The sequence below is a fragment of the Mucilaginibacter sp. genome, from assembly GCF_965277465.1.
Lineage (GTDB): Bacteria > Bacteroidota > Bacteroidia > Sphingobacteriales > Sphingobacteriaceae > Mucilaginibacter.
Window position 1 is genome coordinate 2,675,958 of record NZ_CBDICW010000001.1, and the last position, 15,896, is coordinate 2,691,853.

Here is a 15,896-nt window from a genome sequence, read left to right on the forward strand (position 1 = left end):
AATATTTAAAGAATAACCCGTATATGGAAAAAATATTTACATCTAAACTTTACAAATCTATATTTCAAATCTTTCTTTTTGGAGTATTAGCAATTGGCTGTGAAGCAGCTTATTCCCAACAAAACACCGTAGTTACAGGTACTATAATTGATGCTAAAACTAAAGAAACTATGCCGGCCGTTACCGTTACTTTTGATGGTACAACCATTGGAAGCAGTTCTGATAACGGCGGAAAATACACGGTAAAAACTACAGGTGCTTACACAAAGGTAAGGTTCTCTTTTATTGGCTATAAAACTCTGGTTAAAAACATAGTGCCGGGTAAAGAGCAAGTGCTCAACGTTGTACTTGCCGAAGACGATCACCTACTTAAAGAGGTGGTTATCAGTTCGGGCAAAAAGGTTAAATACCGCAACAAGGATAACCCGGCTGTTGAGCTTATCCGCAAAGTAATTGCGCACAAAAAGCTTAACAGGCTTGAGAATTACAACTACGCCGAATACCATCAGTACGAAAAGATGGCTTTTTACCTGAGCGATCTTTCTGAGAAATTTAAAAGCAAAGGTATCTTCAAAAATTATCAGTTCCTGTTCAGGGAACAGGATTCGACTGAAATAGGGGGTAAAACCTTACTGCCTGTTTATATGGAAGAGAAACTGTCTGATAATTATTTCAGGAAAGATCCTTTCGCTAAAAAACAAATTATACAGGCTAACAAGCAGGTAAAATACGACGAAGGCTTTATTGACAATGAAGGTTTAAAATCATACTTCAACAGGATGTATCAGGATATTAATATCTATGATAACAATATCTCGTTATTGGGTAACCAATTATTAAGCCCTATTGCCGATGCTGCGCCATCATTTTACATGTTTTTTATTACCGATACTATAAAAGACGTAAGCCCGCAATTGATTGAGTTAAGTTTTACGCCGCGTAACAAAACCGATCTGCTGTTTAGCGGAAGGATCTATATCACGATGGATGGTAATTTTGCGGTTGAAAAATCTGTTTTATCTGTAAATAAAAACATCAACCTCAACTTTGTTAGGCAGATGCAGGCTATCCTGTCGTTTGATAAAGATACTTTAGGGAAATATCACTTAAGTGAAAGTGACCTGAAGATGGATTTCGGCCTCAATAAAAAGAAAGGTGGCGGTATATTTGGGGAGCGTGTAGTTATGGTCAATAACTTTATAGTAAATACACCACGCCCACCACAAACTTACTCAGGCCCTGCGGAATCTGTTGCGCCGGATGCAGAAAAAAAAGGTGCCGACTTTTGGCGCCAGAACCGCCTGGATACCCTTAAAAAGAGTGAAGAAAATATTTATTCCAATATAGATAGCCTGCAAACCATCCCATCGTTTAAACGTACCATGCGGATAGCCACCCTTATATTAGCTGGTTATTATGATGTTGGTAAATTTGAAATAGGCCCTACAAACTCCTTTTATAACTTTAACCCGGTTGAAGGTTTCAGACTACGACTTGGTGGCCGTACAACGCCACTACTAAGCAAGCGTTACTATTTTGAAACGTATGGTGCTTACGGATTTAAGGACGATAAGTGGAAATACTTTTTAAGCGGTACTTACTCCTTGAATAATAAATCTATTTACTCGTTCCCGCAGGAGTATCTGCGTGCAAGTTTTCAGCACGATACAAAAATACCGGGGCAGGAATTGCAGTTTGTTGAAGAAGATAACTTCTTTTTATCATTTAAACGCGGTCAAAATACCACCTTACTTTATAATGATATAGCAAGATTTAATTATGTACATGAGTATTTAAACCACTTTTCTTACAAATTCCAATTTCAGGTCTGGAATCAGCACCCTGGCGGAACTTTATATTTCCAGAACGAGATAAACGGCGTTCCTAACAATTTAACAGGTCTTAGAACAACAGAACTATCTGCCGAATTCAGGTACGCACCCGAAGAAAAATTTTACCAGGGTAAATTGTACCGTACCCCTATACCTGATAAATACCCGATTTTTACATTGCGTTATCAGCAGGGCATAAAAGGTGCTTTTAACGGCGAGTATAATTACGAAAACATAACAGGTAATATCACCAAGCGCTTTTATCTTTCGCAGTTAGGATTTGCTGATGTAAGTACCGAAGGCGGTTACATTTTTGGAAAAGTTCCTTTCCCGCTGTTAGATATTCATCATGCTAACCAGAGCTATGCGTTACAGTTACAATCGTACAACTTAATGAACTTTTTAGAGTTTGTAAGTGACCACTACGCAGCTATTAATATCGACCAGAATTTTAATGGTTTTATATTTAACAAAGTACCTGTGTTAAAGAAACTAAAATGGCGCGAGGTAATATCGTTCAAAGCACTTTGGGGTGGTATAAGATCAGAGAATAACCCTGCTAATGATCCTGCACTTTATCAGTTCCCTAAAAACGGTCAGGGTGTAGCAACTACTTATAGCTTAAACAATGGTGCTTATACCGAAGGTAGTATTGGTATAGCCAATATATTTAAACTATTAAGGCTTGATTATGTGGAGCGTTTCAACTACCTGGATCATCCTTATGCGCCAAGGCATGGTATAAGGGCACTGGTTGTTCTCCAGTTTTAAAAAGAAAATACTTTTTTAATCAGTATAAGTAAAGGCCCGCAAGGGCTTTTACTATTTTTTAGTCTCTATTAATGCTTTTAAATTTTTAAAAGTATTAAATGGCCCTGCAGTAGCTAAAAAATTAACTACCCATGCCGGTAATGAACCACCCGGGTCAACACTAAATATATATTCAATCCTGATCTTATTGTTCGGCATGGTTTTAACCGTCCACAGCCCCAACGAGTAGGGTACACGCACCAATTTAGGTTTAGGCGGCATAACGTTAGTAACTGTTTTTACTTCTATCCTGAGAGCTTTATTTACAGTATCCCTGATAAAGCATTGCTGCATAACCAAATCACGGTTACTTACCGGCCAGGGGAGTGAAACCTCTGAATAATAAGTAAGGGTGTCCCTGTTTTTTCTGTTGATGAGGTAGGATACTTTATTGTTGTAGATCCAGTCTTTATTATGATCAACATTCTGCATGATCTTGATCAATTGGGCAATGGTACCTTTAAATTCACAGATCACCTTTATCTCCTTAAATTTTTCGTCCTGTAGTTTTGCGGTGTAAACTGCAATGCCATCCTCGTTTTTTTTTAATTCCCACTTTTGAGCTATACATATAACGGGCAACGCGAGTATCAATATTATTAAATGCAGCTTTTTCATTAGGGTAAAGTATCTATAATTGCAGATGATTTGTTAAATAACGTTAATAAACCATAAAAGTTCAACGAAATATAGTTTTAAGGTAATTTTATTACTTAAAATTTAATATATTTAGCATTTAGTTTTATTTCGTATTACGAATACCTAATTGCATAGCCTTATCTTATCTTTAATTTAACAATGATAATGAAGAAGTTTTTATTTTGGACGATTGTAATTCTTGGTTTAATTTCAACTATTGCCCTTGCAATTATCATCATCAGGTGGTCTGTTAACACCAGTTTGTAAATAATTAACCCTTGCGGTAAAATAATTTATAATCTCTTTTATCAATAAAACAGCAATCAATTTTTTAATGTTTAACAGCAAGTTCCATGTTTAAACAGGTAACCTGTTGATTAATAGAAGCTATAATAATTGGGTTGTATGCCTATTGAAATGTTAGATTTTTATATCATCCTTAAGCACCTTAGAACAAAGAATATTAATTGCAATTTATTTAAAAAAAGATTTGCAGTGGTGGTTTTAAAAGTTACCTTTGCAGACCATTAAGAAACGGGGTGTAGCGTAGCCCGGTATCGCGCCACATTTGGGATGTGGAGGCCGCAGGTTCGAATCCTGCCACCCCGACAACAAGCGATACCAAGTAGTATCAAAACCCTCTAAATTGTATGATTTAGAGGGTTTTTTTATGGATTTTGCAAAATTATAGTTCAAAGTAATCCATATTAATACAAACTTCTACATGCCCTATTTCGCACCCTCTTTTTAATCTGTAAAATTGTTCAATGCGTTTTTACTCGCAACCCGGGGTTGCTTGTAACTGATTTCGTGTTTTAATCCGTTTGTCGTAAAATGTATTTGCGTCGACGGGGATAATATCAAATAAGTAAAACCGCGTATGAAAACAACAAATTCATTCAGTATCCTTTTTTTTCTAAAAAAGGATAAAGCAAGCAAAGGGATCGCCCCCTTGTATGTGCGAATCACCATTAACAAGAAGTTCGTCGACATTTCTTTGAAACGAAGGCTCAAGTTGATATCCTGGGATCATAAATTTCAAAAAGTAATTGGAGCCGATAAGGAATTAAGAGAAGTACAGGAAAAGGTGCGGCAGATGCGCACGGAGATTAATTTAGCTTATGACACCCTGCGTTACAATAAAGAAGTCCTGACTGCTGATAGCATCAAAACTTTTCTGGAAAGCGGTGGCGAGGAAGAGCAAACTACATTGCTTTTCCTAATGAACTATCATAACACGGAGGTCAAAAAGCTTCTGGAGCCAGGCACGATGAAAAACTACTACAGTACCGAGCGGTATGTTAAAGAGTTTTTGGTTAAACGAAAAAAGCGTACGGACATCTTTTTATCCCAGTTAGATTATAAGTTCATAATTGACTTCGAAATTTACTTACGTCAACGTGAACCCGATAAAGGCCAGCGGCCTTGTACGAACAACACCGTGATGAAACACATCGAACGGCTACGTAAGATGATCAACATCGCGCTGAAGAACGACTGGATAGTTAAAGACCCCTTCCTTCGTTTCGAGCGGCACATGATCTACAAGGATAGGCAGTGTTTAGAATTGGAGGAATTGGAAACTATCAAAGCTTTGAATTTCGATATTCATGGACAAGAGATAGTAAGAGACACTTTTGTTTTTAGCTGTTATACAGGCTTGGCTTTTGCCGATGTGTGCAACTTGAATAGTGAACACTTAGTAACCGATATAGAAGGCGAAAAGTGGATCGAAATGGTGAGGCAAAAAACGGCCAATTTTTCCGGCAAGAAATTTTATGTTTTATTGTTGCCTGAAGCCATCGAACTAATCAAAAAATATAGAGGCCATCCAATGGCATCTTATACCGGTACCGTCTTTCCTATCTATTCAAACCAGGCTACCAATCGCTACCTAAAAGTTATCAGCAAAATGGCGAACCTGAACTTCTCTTTAACCTATCACATTGCGAGGCATACGTTTGCAACTACCGTGACTTTGGAGAATGGTGTACCCATGGAAAGTGTATCTAAAATGCTTGGACATTCTAGCATTCGGACAACGCAGATCTATTCTAAGGTCAAGAAAAAGAAGGTTAGTACTGATATGAAAATCTTAAGAGAACGCCTGAAACAGGCATAATCAATAGTAAAGAGCAAGATACTATTATGAAAAGCAAATTTTATTCGACATATTTGAGAAGGGCCTAAAAAAACCTTTTTTGATATACCAAATATCTGTTTGATTTTTGAAGGGCAAGATGTCTTTTTGTCGGACAAAAAGTCTCTTGCCCTGCGGGGCATTTTTCGGAATTTCGCAACTCATTCCTAATGTTGGGCGGAAAAACTGTACTGCCGGAAGATAGAGTCTCAGTTTGAACATGCGTAGGTTTACAAGGCCTACAAATTCGTTCTCAAAGAAGATGGATAATGATTGCTATCGATTTACACTGTGTTTATTACAACTTAGCTAAAATACATAAAACCTTAAAAGTAACTCCAGCAATGGAAGCAGGATTACCAAAGGACGTTATGACTATTGAAGAGATCGTAAAGCTTGCAGATTAAATCTGCTTACTTATTTATAACTTTAAGCCACCTAATAAGTGGCTTTTTTTGCGGGATGGGAACTCATGTGGAATATGATAAAGTTTGCAAACAGGGCGAACAGTATACAATTAACCTTTATTAAAGATGGAAACAACATTTTTAAGATATACCGTCATAAAAAATAAAAGCCAATACGAAGAGTATTGTAACCAATTGGAAGGCTTGCTCTCTGGTGGAATTAATAATGCAATACAGGATGAAGTTGATCTGTTAACGCTATTGATCGAAAAATTCGATGAAGAAAATAACACGTTCAAAGAAAGCGACCCTATTACCTTACTACGTTCCTTTATGCAGGATCATCATTTGAAACCGCAGCATTTAGTTGATATACTGGGCATTAGTAAAGGTTATGTGTCTGATATATTAAACTATAAAAAAGGGCTGTCTAAAGAAGTTATTAGAAAACTGGCTGATTATTTTAAAGTTAGACAGGAAGCTTTTAACAGGCAATATAAGTTGATACCTACTGCTGAAAATTACACTAATCCAAACTTGATAAATACTTCTAAGCAACTTCACACAGCTAAACATTAATTTAAAGCGTTATAGCAAATAATAGTGGACTGCTATAATCGCTGTGGCAGGTTCCTACATTGCACCACGCGCTATCGCACCGGGTTCCATTTCGTCACCAGCCTCGCTTAACAGCGCAGAAATGCCTTCGTACCTCGGCATACCTGCGAAGACTTGGTTAATAAATTTCATCATATTCTCACCGCAACACGCAAAGATATCCTGCACAACGAAAGCATTAAAGGGTATATAAATGAGTGCGCTGTATTTGTTTTTTAGGGCCGGCACTTACCCTTGACAGCTTCCGTTGAAGTCATCTTCAGCAAATTTAGTTTTTATGAGGCAGGCTTATTGAGATACACTAACAATTTCAAGGAGCCATAATCCCACTCCCTCAATTGGCGACTTAATTTTCTTCAAACTTTTCCATGATTTGATCCTGTACTTTGTTTTTAAAACCGTTGTCAAGTTTGGTGGCTTTAGGCGCGTCGAACAAATCATGAACCAATTTATTAATCATTAAACTTTGCTGCTCAAAAATCCTGCAATAGGAGCAACTTGTCAGGTGTATCTTCAATACCAGTTTCTCACCCATATTTATTTTTCGGATCAGCTTTCTCTCAATCAGAAGTGTAGCCTTTTACAGTTCTAAACAATTTCTTTGAATACGCTCCCATCCATTTTCTTTTACTTTTTTCAATTTCGACTTGATTTAAATGTTAATTAACACAAAACAAACCTAAAATAACTCCCGCTTTGCATCGTTGTGACCCTATGTAGCCTCATATTTGGATTACTTTTCGAGCCTATTTGATGAAACGGTGAATTGCTTCATAGGCGTTATCCTGATAGTTAATATTTTTCAGATCAGTGTAAAAAGTACTCTGGTCAACGACATCGCCCGATAACTTGTCTTCTTTACTTGCATAAAAAACGCCGCTTTTATATCTATCTTCCGAAACGCCGTCGGCAAAGCGTTTTACCCCTACTTCTAAACTATGAACCATTTCTCCTAACAATGGAAATACAATAGGCATCATAATATATTTCAACATAAAGCGCATAGGCGCGGGCAAACTATCCGGTGCACCGGTTCCCTTCGTGTTCCCTGGACTCATCACCACAAATTTGAGGTCAGGATATTTTCTGGCCATGGCTAACGTCCACATCGTTCCTGCATATTTAACGTATCCGTATGCTTGCGTTAAATCGAATTTATCGCCAAAATAGGTTCCATTAAGAACCCCGGCAAACTCATCTACTGAAGAAGTCGCCATGGTAACCGGTTTCATCCCGAGGCTCTTTACGCCGGGTACAGCTTCGGCACTCACGAATAGCACTGTTTTTTTTAACAAATCGCGTTTGAGTAATTCCTCTACTAAAATGACATTACCTAGATATTGGTGGCGGCTAATAGATTCATACCAGAACGCGTCATGTTCTCTGCAGTTTTCCCAACCATTCCACCTGCATTTAAAATTGCGGCATCAATAGGTTCTTTTATTTTTTCTACCGCATTTCTTACCGAATTGATGTCTGAAACATCGCCAATTACGATTTCAAAAATCCTTTTTCCCGTTTGGGCCTCAAGGTCTTTTTTTGCTGCCTCGGCTTTTGCTTGGTTCCTGCAGAAAAGAATTACCTTTTTCGTTTCTCTTTTCAATGCTAACTGACGGGCAGCTTCTTTCCCAAGTCCCGCATTTGCTCCGGTGATTAATATACTTTCGTTCATTTTTCTATCCTTTTTTGTTACTAATTGTTGTCCTTATAAGTATTATTTTTTCGCCTCGATTGGCTTAGATCGCTTGAATTACTTGTGGCAAATTGCTCAAAGCCCAAGTGTCTTGAATTTGATTACAACATCTTTGTTTTTTTCAATACTCGATTTATTTACTCACATAGTTGTCCGCTAACAATTCTTTATTGATTTCTACATTTCCGGATTGCCAATACTCTGTGTTGAATTTGATCACGGTCTCTTTGTTTTTCTGCACTTCGGAATTTTTTTCCGCGATTTTTCCTTGTGCATTTACTAAAGATGCCGCAGCCATTAAGAAGGCAAATAGTTTGATTTTCAGCGTCTTCATTTTTTGTTTAGTTTAAGATATTTAATTCGTTTGTGCAATATTACGATTATCGAAGTAATTAGCGAAATGATCTTATATTTTATTTCGATTAGGGAATAGTACGGGTATGGAAATAAATCAGCAAAAAAATTTTAAAGCTGTATTGAACTTGTGAGTTGAGTGAGATTAGCAATAAGTGTTACCTGCTCCACCTCAGTTAAATGGCCTAATACCTTTTTTGCCACGATTTCTCGCCTGTTTTGAAATTCCTTATAAGAGGATTTTCCTTTCCGGTCAAGCTCAACTTTAACAACACGCCGGTCGTCGTTAGAATTATACCGTAATAGGAATTTATTAGTGACGAGTTTGTCAACGATGGTAGTCAATGTACTAAGGGGCGCTTGTATAAAATCAGCTATATCACTCATTTTGACACTTTGTTTCCCCCCGATAAAAGATATAATGAAAAGTTCCTTTTCATTAAGATCACCACAAATTTTACAACAATACTCTGACTCACTTTTTATCGCATTGTTTAAGCTAAACATAACGGATAAGAATTTCTCCTCATTTCCCACTGCTACTTCCATATTTATATTTTTTCTGGACTTTAAAAATTTTTAAAGGAATAATATTCGTTACAAAAATAGACGATTAAAATTAAAAATTTAGTGTCCCTTAATTTAGAGTTGTCTTATTATTTGACGTTATCCATTTTGAGCTTATTGAATTGAAATGGTGTATATATAAACCCGCTTTTTAATTGGAATTTCTCAAAAAAAAAACACCTAAGTTATGTACAAGTGGTGAAAAACTTAAAATGTTCCTTTGCAATTTTGTCGGATAAAATATTGATTATGGATAAAGCTATTTCACATTTCGATGAACAGGGAAAGATGTTTCGTGACCAATTGATAACAGTTGGTGACCTTTTAGAATTTAAAGACCTTTTGCTTTCCGATATTAAATCTGTGCTTAAAGACCAAGTGAGCGGGAAGACCAAAAAATGGTTAAAAGCTATGGAGGTTCGTAAGATGCTTAATATATCGCACGGCAAGCTACAGGCTTTGCGGGATAACGGGAAAATTCCTTTTACAAAATTAGGCAAGGTTACATATTATGACGCCGACAAAATAGAAGGGCTGATGGAGACAGCAGCCGTCATAAAATCCTAAATAATGTTAAAGCGTAGGGCAAAACGGCGAGTTATTCAGCAGCATAAGGTAAACACTGCTTTTGATGACATTTTGGCTGATTCTACCAATCATGGAATGGGCCATCAGTTCCCACCGCTTATCAGCCATGTGGCAATTTATTTCAATCAGCAAAGCATGGCTTTGCCGGATGCCCAAAATTTTTTTCAGCATTATGAAAAAATGAAATGGAAAACCGTAACCGGCAGGCCGCAGAAAAATTGGAAAGTTTTAGCAAAGGACTGGATTTACAATACTATTCAGCAAACAAAATTATTGGAACGTCAGGAAGCAAAACGAATAGCCTTCCCTGATACATAATTATAGATTTCTGTATTTACAGTAATATGCAATTATAGAATTATGTAGGTATAGAAACCTCTAAATGTTGAAATACAGGTTTACAGCAATATGTATTGAAAGACTTCTGCAAATGAAGAAATATGTATTAAAAGATTACAGCATTGTGCATTTACAGCATTATGTATTTATAACAATTTAGAATTACATAACATGGGAAAGATAATCACAGTAGCCCACCAAAAAGGGGGCGTAGGAAAAAGCACATTGGCAATGAATTTAGCAGTGTGTTTTCAGGATCAATTAAACGTTGCTTTGGTTGATACGGATTTGCAGGGCAGCCTTTTTCAAATCAAAGAGGAGTTGCCAGGCCTGGCAGTTGTAGGTAATGACCAATTGCAGGAAATTAAACGTTTGGATTACGACCTCGTTATAGTTGATACCCCACCTTACCTGTCAAACAAACTACCTGAATTATTCAGCCTTTCGGATTTTATATTGATACCCACTAAAGCAGGCTTTTTTGACGTAATGGCTATCCGCTCAACTATCGCTTTATTGAAGGATGCGCAGGTTAAAAAGCCGGACATACAGGCTGGCATTGTAATGAATATGATTAAACCACGCTCAGGTATAACCAAAGAAGTGAGCAATCTTTTGCAAAGCATGGAAACTCCCCTTTTGGCAACCATGATACATGACCGGGTGAGCATTGCAAGGTCGTCAATTACCGCAGGGGTGCTGCAAGGAAGCGATAACAAAGCCATAGAGGAAATAACATCTTTAGCGGAAGAAATCGTTAACCGCATCAGTGCATAATTACTAATTTACATATTTGTGTAATTGTCAAATTCTCTTATGAAATGAGGTAATTAAATAAAGGTTTACAATGACAGATTATAAAGACAAGCTGGGCGGGTTAGCGGACAAACTTAAAAAGGACACTCCCAAAACGCCCATACAGGAAGTCCACCCAATCAGGCAAAGCGCGACAGTGAAAGAGGATGAGGCGCAGTTAAATGTTTGGATTCCAAAGACGCTTTTAAAGCGCATGAAATCTTACGGAATAGAGTATGATGCGTCTTTAAAGGACATTAGCATAGATGCCTTAAAGTTCTTCTTAGAAGCTAAATTAAAGAAGTCAACATAAGGCAGGTCTTAACGGAATGCTGGCAGATTGAAAAAGTCTTGAAGGATGAGATTGCCTCTTAACAGCAATCAGCAAGATAAACGTTTGTCGGACAAACGGATCTTGCCCCTTCCTTCCAAAGTCAGTCGGGGGACATGGAAAAATCCTCCAGGGTCGGATTTTAAAAGATTACAGCAATGGAAAATGAAGAAGAAAACCGATTAAGAAAAGTGACCACGAGGTTCAAACCTAACGAATTTAAGGTGCTTGACACGAAGTTTAAGAAAACGCGCTTCCTTAAATTAAGTGAGTATATCAGATGTGTTTTACTCGAAAAACCAATCAACGTAAATTACCGTGATAAGTCGATGGATGAAATCCTGGAAGAACTCGCCTTACTCCGAAAAGAGTTAAATGCAATCGGCAATAATCTTAATCAGGCGGTCCGGCAAATTAACAGTGCCCATGGACATGGAGATAGTAGAGTATGGCTTAATCTACTTTCGATTATTGGAAGTAAGGTTGATCCGGCAATTACTCAAATCAAAGAGCGGATGCAAAATTTCTCAGAATTATGGTCGCAAAAATTAAAACCGGACGAAGCATCATCGGTGCAATAAACTACAATGAACATAAAGTGAGATTGGGCAAAGCAGAACTGATTTTAGCACAAGGTTATCTTAAAGACCCGCCCGATCTAACATTTAACGACAAGTTGGTAAGGCTGACAGATCTTGCCGAACGTAACCAGCTTACCCTTGTCAACACCTTGCATGTTTCGTTAAATTTTGCAGTTGGTGAAAACTTGGATAATGATATCCTTCAGCAGATTGCAGATGATTACATCGAAGGCTTAGGTTTTGGAAAACAACCTTATTTAGTGTATCAGCATCATGATGCAGGGCATCCTCATTTACATATCGTAACAACTAACATTAAGCCCGATGGTAAACGCATCAGCTTTCATTTGTTGGCTAACAGGGCTTCGGAAACTTCCCGTAAACAAGTTGAATTAAAATACAATCTTATAAAAGCGGAGGATGAGGGAAAACAGCAAAAAATTATTAGCAAGGCATTGGAACAAGTCGATTACGGGAAGTCAGAAATCAAAAGATCGATTACAAATGTCGTAACCGAGGTGGTCAGAGCCTATAAGTTTACCAGCATTCCAGAACTTAATGCCGTACTCAATCAGTACAATATTACCGCAGATCGTGGGTCTAAAGATTCAAGAATGTATGAAAAGAAAGGGCTGGTTTATTGGGCTTTAGACGGAAAAGGTAACAAACTTGGTGTGCCTATTAAGGCGAGCAGCATCTATGGCAAGCCCACATTGAAGACACTTGAAGAGCGTTTTCGGCTAAATGAAATGCTCCGTAAACCTTTAAAAGAGCAGTTAAAAACTAAACTTGATAGAACATTATTAAAACCTCTGTCTAAATCTACTTTTGAAAACCAATTGAAAACGGAAGGTATTCAAGTCATATTCCGGCAAAACGAAGAAGGCCGGTTATATGGAATCACGTTCGTTGACCATAAATCAAAGGTTGTATTTAACGGCAGTGATCTTGGCAAAATCTATAGTGCTGCTTCTCTTACAGGTTGGTTTAAAAACGAAAATACAACCCTGAATCAGACTAACTTAAAAGAGCCAAACAAAGATTTCTCTTCTCACAAATTTACTGACAATATTTCAGGTTCGACCGCATCAAATGCTAATCAAGAATCCTTTATGAATGTGCTATTTAAGGAGGAACAACAGGACATGGCCGCCATCGGCAGGCTTAAACAAAACAAACGGAAGAAAAAAAGAAAAGGTCATTCACTTTAATTTTTAGATTATGCAAACCGGAGAAAATGAACAAGCACTAAGAAAGATCATTGACTTTACTAGGTTGTTGAGTTTAGCAATATTGATCGTGCATTTTTACTTATCATGTTATCCCGCTTTTCAGGAATGGGGTTTAACAAAACCGTTGGTTAATCATGTAGTGTTACCTTTATCCAAAATGGTAATATTTAAAACCGTTTTGTATGCGAAAGCAGCTGCACTGCTATTTTTACTGGCTTCATTAATTGGGAGCAAAGGTAAGAAGGACGAAACGATCAGGATTAAAACAATCATTACTTATTGTATATCAGGATTGATAATTTACTTTATCAGCAATCTCGTATTAAATATAAATTACCCATATAGTGTAATAGCAATCCTCTATATCAGCTTAAGCTCGTTAGGATATATTTTAATGATGTGCGGGGGAGGTCTGCTTTTCAGGATGATCAAATTGAACCTGGGCAAAGACATATTTAACAAAGACAATGAGTCGTTCCCACAGGAAGAGCGCTTAATCGAAAATGAATACTCCATCAATCTACAGGCTATCTATAACCTTAAAGGCAAAAGCCGTAAAAGCTGGATCAATATCATCAATCCGTTTCGGGGCACTTTGATCGGAGGGAGCCCCGGTTCAGGGAAATCTTATTTTGTGATCCGGCATATCATTACCCAGCACATTCAAAAGGGATTTACCATGTTGCTTTATGACTTCAAATATGATGATCTAACTAAAATTGTTTATAATGCCTTACTCAAATATGGTCACTTATATACAGTTAAGCCGGTTCAGTATGTAATTAACCTGGAACAGATCATGCACCGGGCCAATCCACTAGAACCGCATACGATGGTGGATATTACGGATGCGATAGATTCCAGTCGCACCATTATGCTCGGTCTGAACCGGGAATGGATCAAAAAACAAGGGGATTTTTTCGTGGAATCGCCGATCAACTTTATTACTGCTATCATGTGGTTTTTGAAGAAATATGAAAATGGTCGTTATTGTACTTTGCCGCACGTAATCGAACTCGCTCAGGTGGATTATAAAGACCTCTTTCAAGTATTGTTGCAGGAGCCGGAAATTGACGTATTGATCAATCCTTTTGTATCCGCCTGGGAGAACGAAGCATTTGAGCAGCTGGAAGGACAGGTGGCAAGTGCAAAGATCAGCCTAGCCCGTTTATCTTCCCCCCAACTTTATTATGTATTAAGTGGTAACGATTTTTCACTGGACATTAACAATCCGGAGGAGCCTAAAGTTGTCTGCCTGGCTAATAATCCCCAAAAATCGCAGGTTTATGGTGCAGTTTTATCCCTATATATCAACCGTATTAATAAATTGGTTAATCGTAAGAACCAGCATAAATGCAGTATGATATTCGACGAGTTCCCTACCATTTATTTTAATGGCATCGATAACCTCATTGCTACAGCCCGCTCGAACAAAGTAGCCGTTACACTGGCGGTTCAGGATTACAGCCAGTTAAAGAAAGACTATGGCCGTGAGCAGGCGGAGGTGATTTTAAATATAGTGGGTAACGTGATTTTTGGGCAAGTAACCGGCGATACGGCAAAACAATTGTCCGAACGCTTTGGCAAGATCAACCAGGAAAAGGAAAGTGTAACGATGAATAGCCAGGATACTTCCATTAGTAAATCTGTTCAACTGGACTATGCCATACCTGCTTCAAAAATATCAGGACTTTCTTCCGGTGAATTTGTCGGAATGGTAGCAGATGATCCGGATAATAAAATTGAATTAAAAACTTTTCATAGCGAAATTCAAAATAACCACGAAGCTATGAAGGCTGAGGAATTAAATTTTACGCCTATTCCAATTATCCGGCAGATTGATCCAGCCATTATTCAAATAAACTATTACCAGATCAAAGAGGATATTAAAAATATCATCCATAAAAATACGTAAATTTTATGTGCTTAATAGTTAATAAGTTATAATTTTACTAATCAATAGTTAACAAATGTTGTAACATCTTAATTAGGCCGTACGTATTATTAAATACCTTAAGGCCTTACTACTATGCGAACATTTGCCGAACGACTTTTCAGCGCTTTAGAAAATCAATTAAATGAAACCTCTCTCAATGAGCAATCCTTAACAGAACAGTACCGTGCTTCGATCATCCTTTGTAAAAAGGCAATGAGTAAATTAAAGCGTTACGTGTCCAGTTATGCTTTTCAAAATAAGGAGGAAGAAATTCATTTCTTTAAGACGGTTAAGCCACAATTTTACAGTAAGTACATTTACTTTATCAGTGTATACAACTTCATTATCCAGCAGCCGCTTGGTGGTGATGAGATACTTAAGGAATACATCAATTTTCAACTTATTGATATCAAAAGGTATTTCGACCATAACCAGGCATTTTATCAATATTACCGTTCAGGATCTTCACAATTGGATGAGCTATACTTTACCCGTGGCGGGTTTGACGTCCAGGCGGAACTGGAGGATTTTGAAGAAGATGAGCTTTACTCAACGAGTCATGACTACAAGCTTTCCAAAATAATGGCAAATGAGAAATATCAGGACTACCTCAATCTTGAGCTAGCCAAAATCCTCAATAGCAGTATGCCAGTCAGCGAAATGCCTATTGATCTTTCGCTTACCTGGACCGCCAACAAAACAGATCTGGTGGAATTGCTGTATGCATTGGTCGCCTTAGGGGTATTTAACAATGGCAATGTGGAAATTAAGGCAGTGATGTCATTGTTTCAAACGATTTTCCAGGTGGATCTTGGGTCTTATTACCATAAATACGCGGATATTGCCAGGCGCAAGAAAGAACGTACCTCTTTTTTAGACAAATTGAAATTAGCGTTGCTCCGAAAAATTGAAGATAAGTTCGATGTGGAGAATAATCAGCAGCATTCCCTTAAATTTTAGATTTTTTAATACTTTCATTATCAATTAGTTAGAATTAATTGTAATAAATAAAACACCTAACTTAGGTACAAGGT

General features: G+C 37.5%; 17 protein-coding genes, 1 tRNA gene and 1 pseudogene. 13 read left to right on the forward strand and 6 right to left on the reverse strand.

What is annotated here, in order from left to right; all coding sequences use genetic code 11:
- The first annotated feature begins 23 nt into the window (after positions 1-23).
- Positions 24-2,603: a DUF5686 family protein gene (locus ACQY4U_RS11990; protein WP_428329648.1), complete on the forward strand. Its 2,580-nt coding sequence runs from the start codon at positions 24-26 to the stop codon at positions 2,601-2,603.
- A 51-nt stretch (positions 2,604-2,654) separates the two neighbouring features.
- Here ACQY4U_RS11990 and ACQY4U_RS11995 read toward each other — a convergent pair whose 3' ends face one another.
- Positions 2,655-3,260 (reverse strand): START domain-containing protein, encoded by a 606-nt coding sequence (locus tag ACQY4U_RS11995; protein WP_428329649.1) that lies wholly within the window; start codon positions 3,258-3,260, stop codon positions 2,655-2,657.
- A 556-nt stretch (positions 3,261-3,816) separates the two neighbouring features.
- Between ACQY4U_RS11995 and ACQY4U_RS12000 the strand changes: the two genes are divergently transcribed.
- From ACQY4U_RS12000 to ACQY4U_RS12015, 4 genes and pseudogenes are all read left to right on the forward strand, one after another.
- Positions 3,817-3,890, forward strand: a tRNA-Pro gene (locus tag ACQY4U_RS12000).
- A 271-nt stretch (positions 3,891-4,161) separates the two neighbouring features.
- Complete coding sequence (locus tag ACQY4U_RS12005) at positions 4,162-5,403, forward strand: site-specific integrase (RefSeq protein ID WP_428329650.1); 1,242 nt, start codon at positions 4,162-4,164, stop codon at positions 5,401-5,403.
- A 235-nt stretch (positions 5,404-5,638) separates the two neighbouring features.
- Positions 5,639-5,828, forward strand: a pseudogene (locus tag ACQY4U_RS12010) (IS1 family transposase); the annotation flags it as partial.
- Positions 5,829-5,954: 126 nt separating this feature from the next.
- Positions 5,955-6,407 (forward strand): helix-turn-helix domain-containing protein, encoded by a 453-nt coding sequence (locus ACQY4U_RS12015; RefSeq protein WP_428329651.1) that lies wholly within the window; start codon positions 5,955-5,957, stop codon positions 6,405-6,407.
- 385 nt (positions 6,408-6,792) lie between these two features.
- Here ACQY4U_RS12015 and ACQY4U_RS12020 read toward each other — a convergent pair whose 3' ends face one another.
- The 5 genes from ACQY4U_RS12020 to ACQY4U_RS12040 all read right to left on the reverse strand — a co-directional run bounded on the left by ACQY4U_RS12020 (position 6,793) and on the right by ACQY4U_RS12040 (position 9,042).
- Positions 6,793-6,981, reverse strand: a complete 189-nt coding sequence (locus ACQY4U_RS12020; protein WP_428329652.1) for a hypothetical protein — start codon at positions 6,979-6,981, stop codon at positions 6,793-6,795.
- A 211-nt stretch (positions 6,982-7,192) separates the two neighbouring features.
- On the reverse strand, positions 7,193-7,717 hold the full coding sequence (locus ACQY4U_RS12025) for a hypothetical protein (protein WP_428329653.1): 525 nt from the start codon (positions 7,715-7,717) through the stop codon (positions 7,193-7,195).
- A 62-nt stretch (positions 7,718-7,779) separates the two neighbouring features.
- A complete protein-coding gene (locus tag ACQY4U_RS12030; RefSeq protein ID WP_428329654.1) occupies positions 7,780-8,118 on the reverse strand; it encodes an SDR family NAD(P)-dependent oxidoreductase in 339 nt (112 codons plus the stop codon).
- Positions 8,119-8,272: 154 nt separating this feature from the next.
- Positions 8,273-8,473, reverse strand: a complete 201-nt coding sequence (locus ACQY4U_RS12035) for a hypothetical protein (RefSeq protein ID WP_428329655.1) — start codon at positions 8,471-8,473, stop codon at positions 8,273-8,275.
- Positions 8,474-8,604: 131 nt separating this feature from the next.
- Positions 8,605-9,042, reverse strand: a complete 438-nt coding sequence (locus ACQY4U_RS12040) for a MarR family winged helix-turn-helix transcriptional regulator (RefSeq protein ID WP_428329656.1) — start codon at positions 9,040-9,042, stop codon at positions 8,605-8,607.
- 267 nt (positions 9,043-9,309) lie between these two features.
- Between ACQY4U_RS12040 and ACQY4U_RS12045 the strand changes: the two genes are divergently transcribed.
- From ACQY4U_RS12045 to ACQY4U_RS12080, 8 genes are all read left to right on the forward strand, one after another.
- Positions 9,310-9,627, forward strand: coding sequence for a helix-turn-helix domain-containing protein (locus ACQY4U_RS12045; RefSeq protein ID WP_428329657.1), 318 nt, complete (start codon positions 9,310-9,312; stop codon positions 9,625-9,627).
- Between the two features lie 3 nt (positions 9,628-9,630).
- On the forward strand, positions 9,631-9,966 hold the full coding sequence (locus ACQY4U_RS12050; protein ID WP_428329658.1) for a hypothetical protein: 336 nt from the start codon (positions 9,631-9,633) through the stop codon (positions 9,964-9,966).
- A 192-nt stretch (positions 9,967-10,158) separates the two neighbouring features.
- Positions 10,159-10,764, forward strand: a complete 606-nt coding sequence (locus ACQY4U_RS12055) for an AAA family ATPase (RefSeq protein ID WP_428329659.1) — start codon at positions 10,159-10,161, stop codon at positions 10,762-10,764.
- A 70-nt stretch (positions 10,765-10,834) separates the two neighbouring features.
- Positions 10,835-11,095, forward strand: a complete 261-nt coding sequence (locus ACQY4U_RS12060) for a hypothetical protein (RefSeq protein WP_428329660.1) — start codon at positions 10,835-10,837, stop codon at positions 11,093-11,095.
- Between the two features lie 176 nt (positions 11,096-11,271).
- Positions 11,272-11,694, forward strand: a complete 423-nt coding sequence (locus tag ACQY4U_RS12065) for a plasmid mobilization protein (protein WP_428329661.1) — start codon at positions 11,272-11,274, stop codon at positions 11,692-11,694.
- Positions 11,649-12,905 carry a relaxase/mobilization nuclease domain-containing protein gene (locus ACQY4U_RS12070; RefSeq protein WP_428329662.1) on the forward strand — a complete coding sequence of 419 codons (1,257 nt, stop codon included), beginning with the start codon at positions 11,649-11,651 and terminating at the stop codon, positions 12,903-12,905. The genes ACQY4U_RS12065 and ACQY4U_RS12070 overlap by 46 nt, the downstream gene beginning before the upstream one ends.
- A 10-nt stretch (positions 12,906-12,915) precedes the next feature.
- Complete coding sequence (gene mobC / locus ACQY4U_RS12075) at positions 12,916-14,841, forward strand: conjugal transfer protein MobC (protein ID WP_428329663.1); 1,926 nt, start codon at positions 12,916-12,918, stop codon at positions 14,839-14,841.
- A 114-nt stretch (positions 14,842-14,955) separates the two neighbouring features.
- The gene (locus tag ACQY4U_RS12080) at positions 14,956-15,822 is read left to right on the forward strand and encodes an RteC domain-containing protein (protein WP_428329664.1); all 867 of its coding nucleotides are present in this window, start codon (positions 14,956-14,958) and stop codon (positions 15,820-15,822) included.
- Positions 15,823-15,896: the final 74 nt, after the last annotated feature.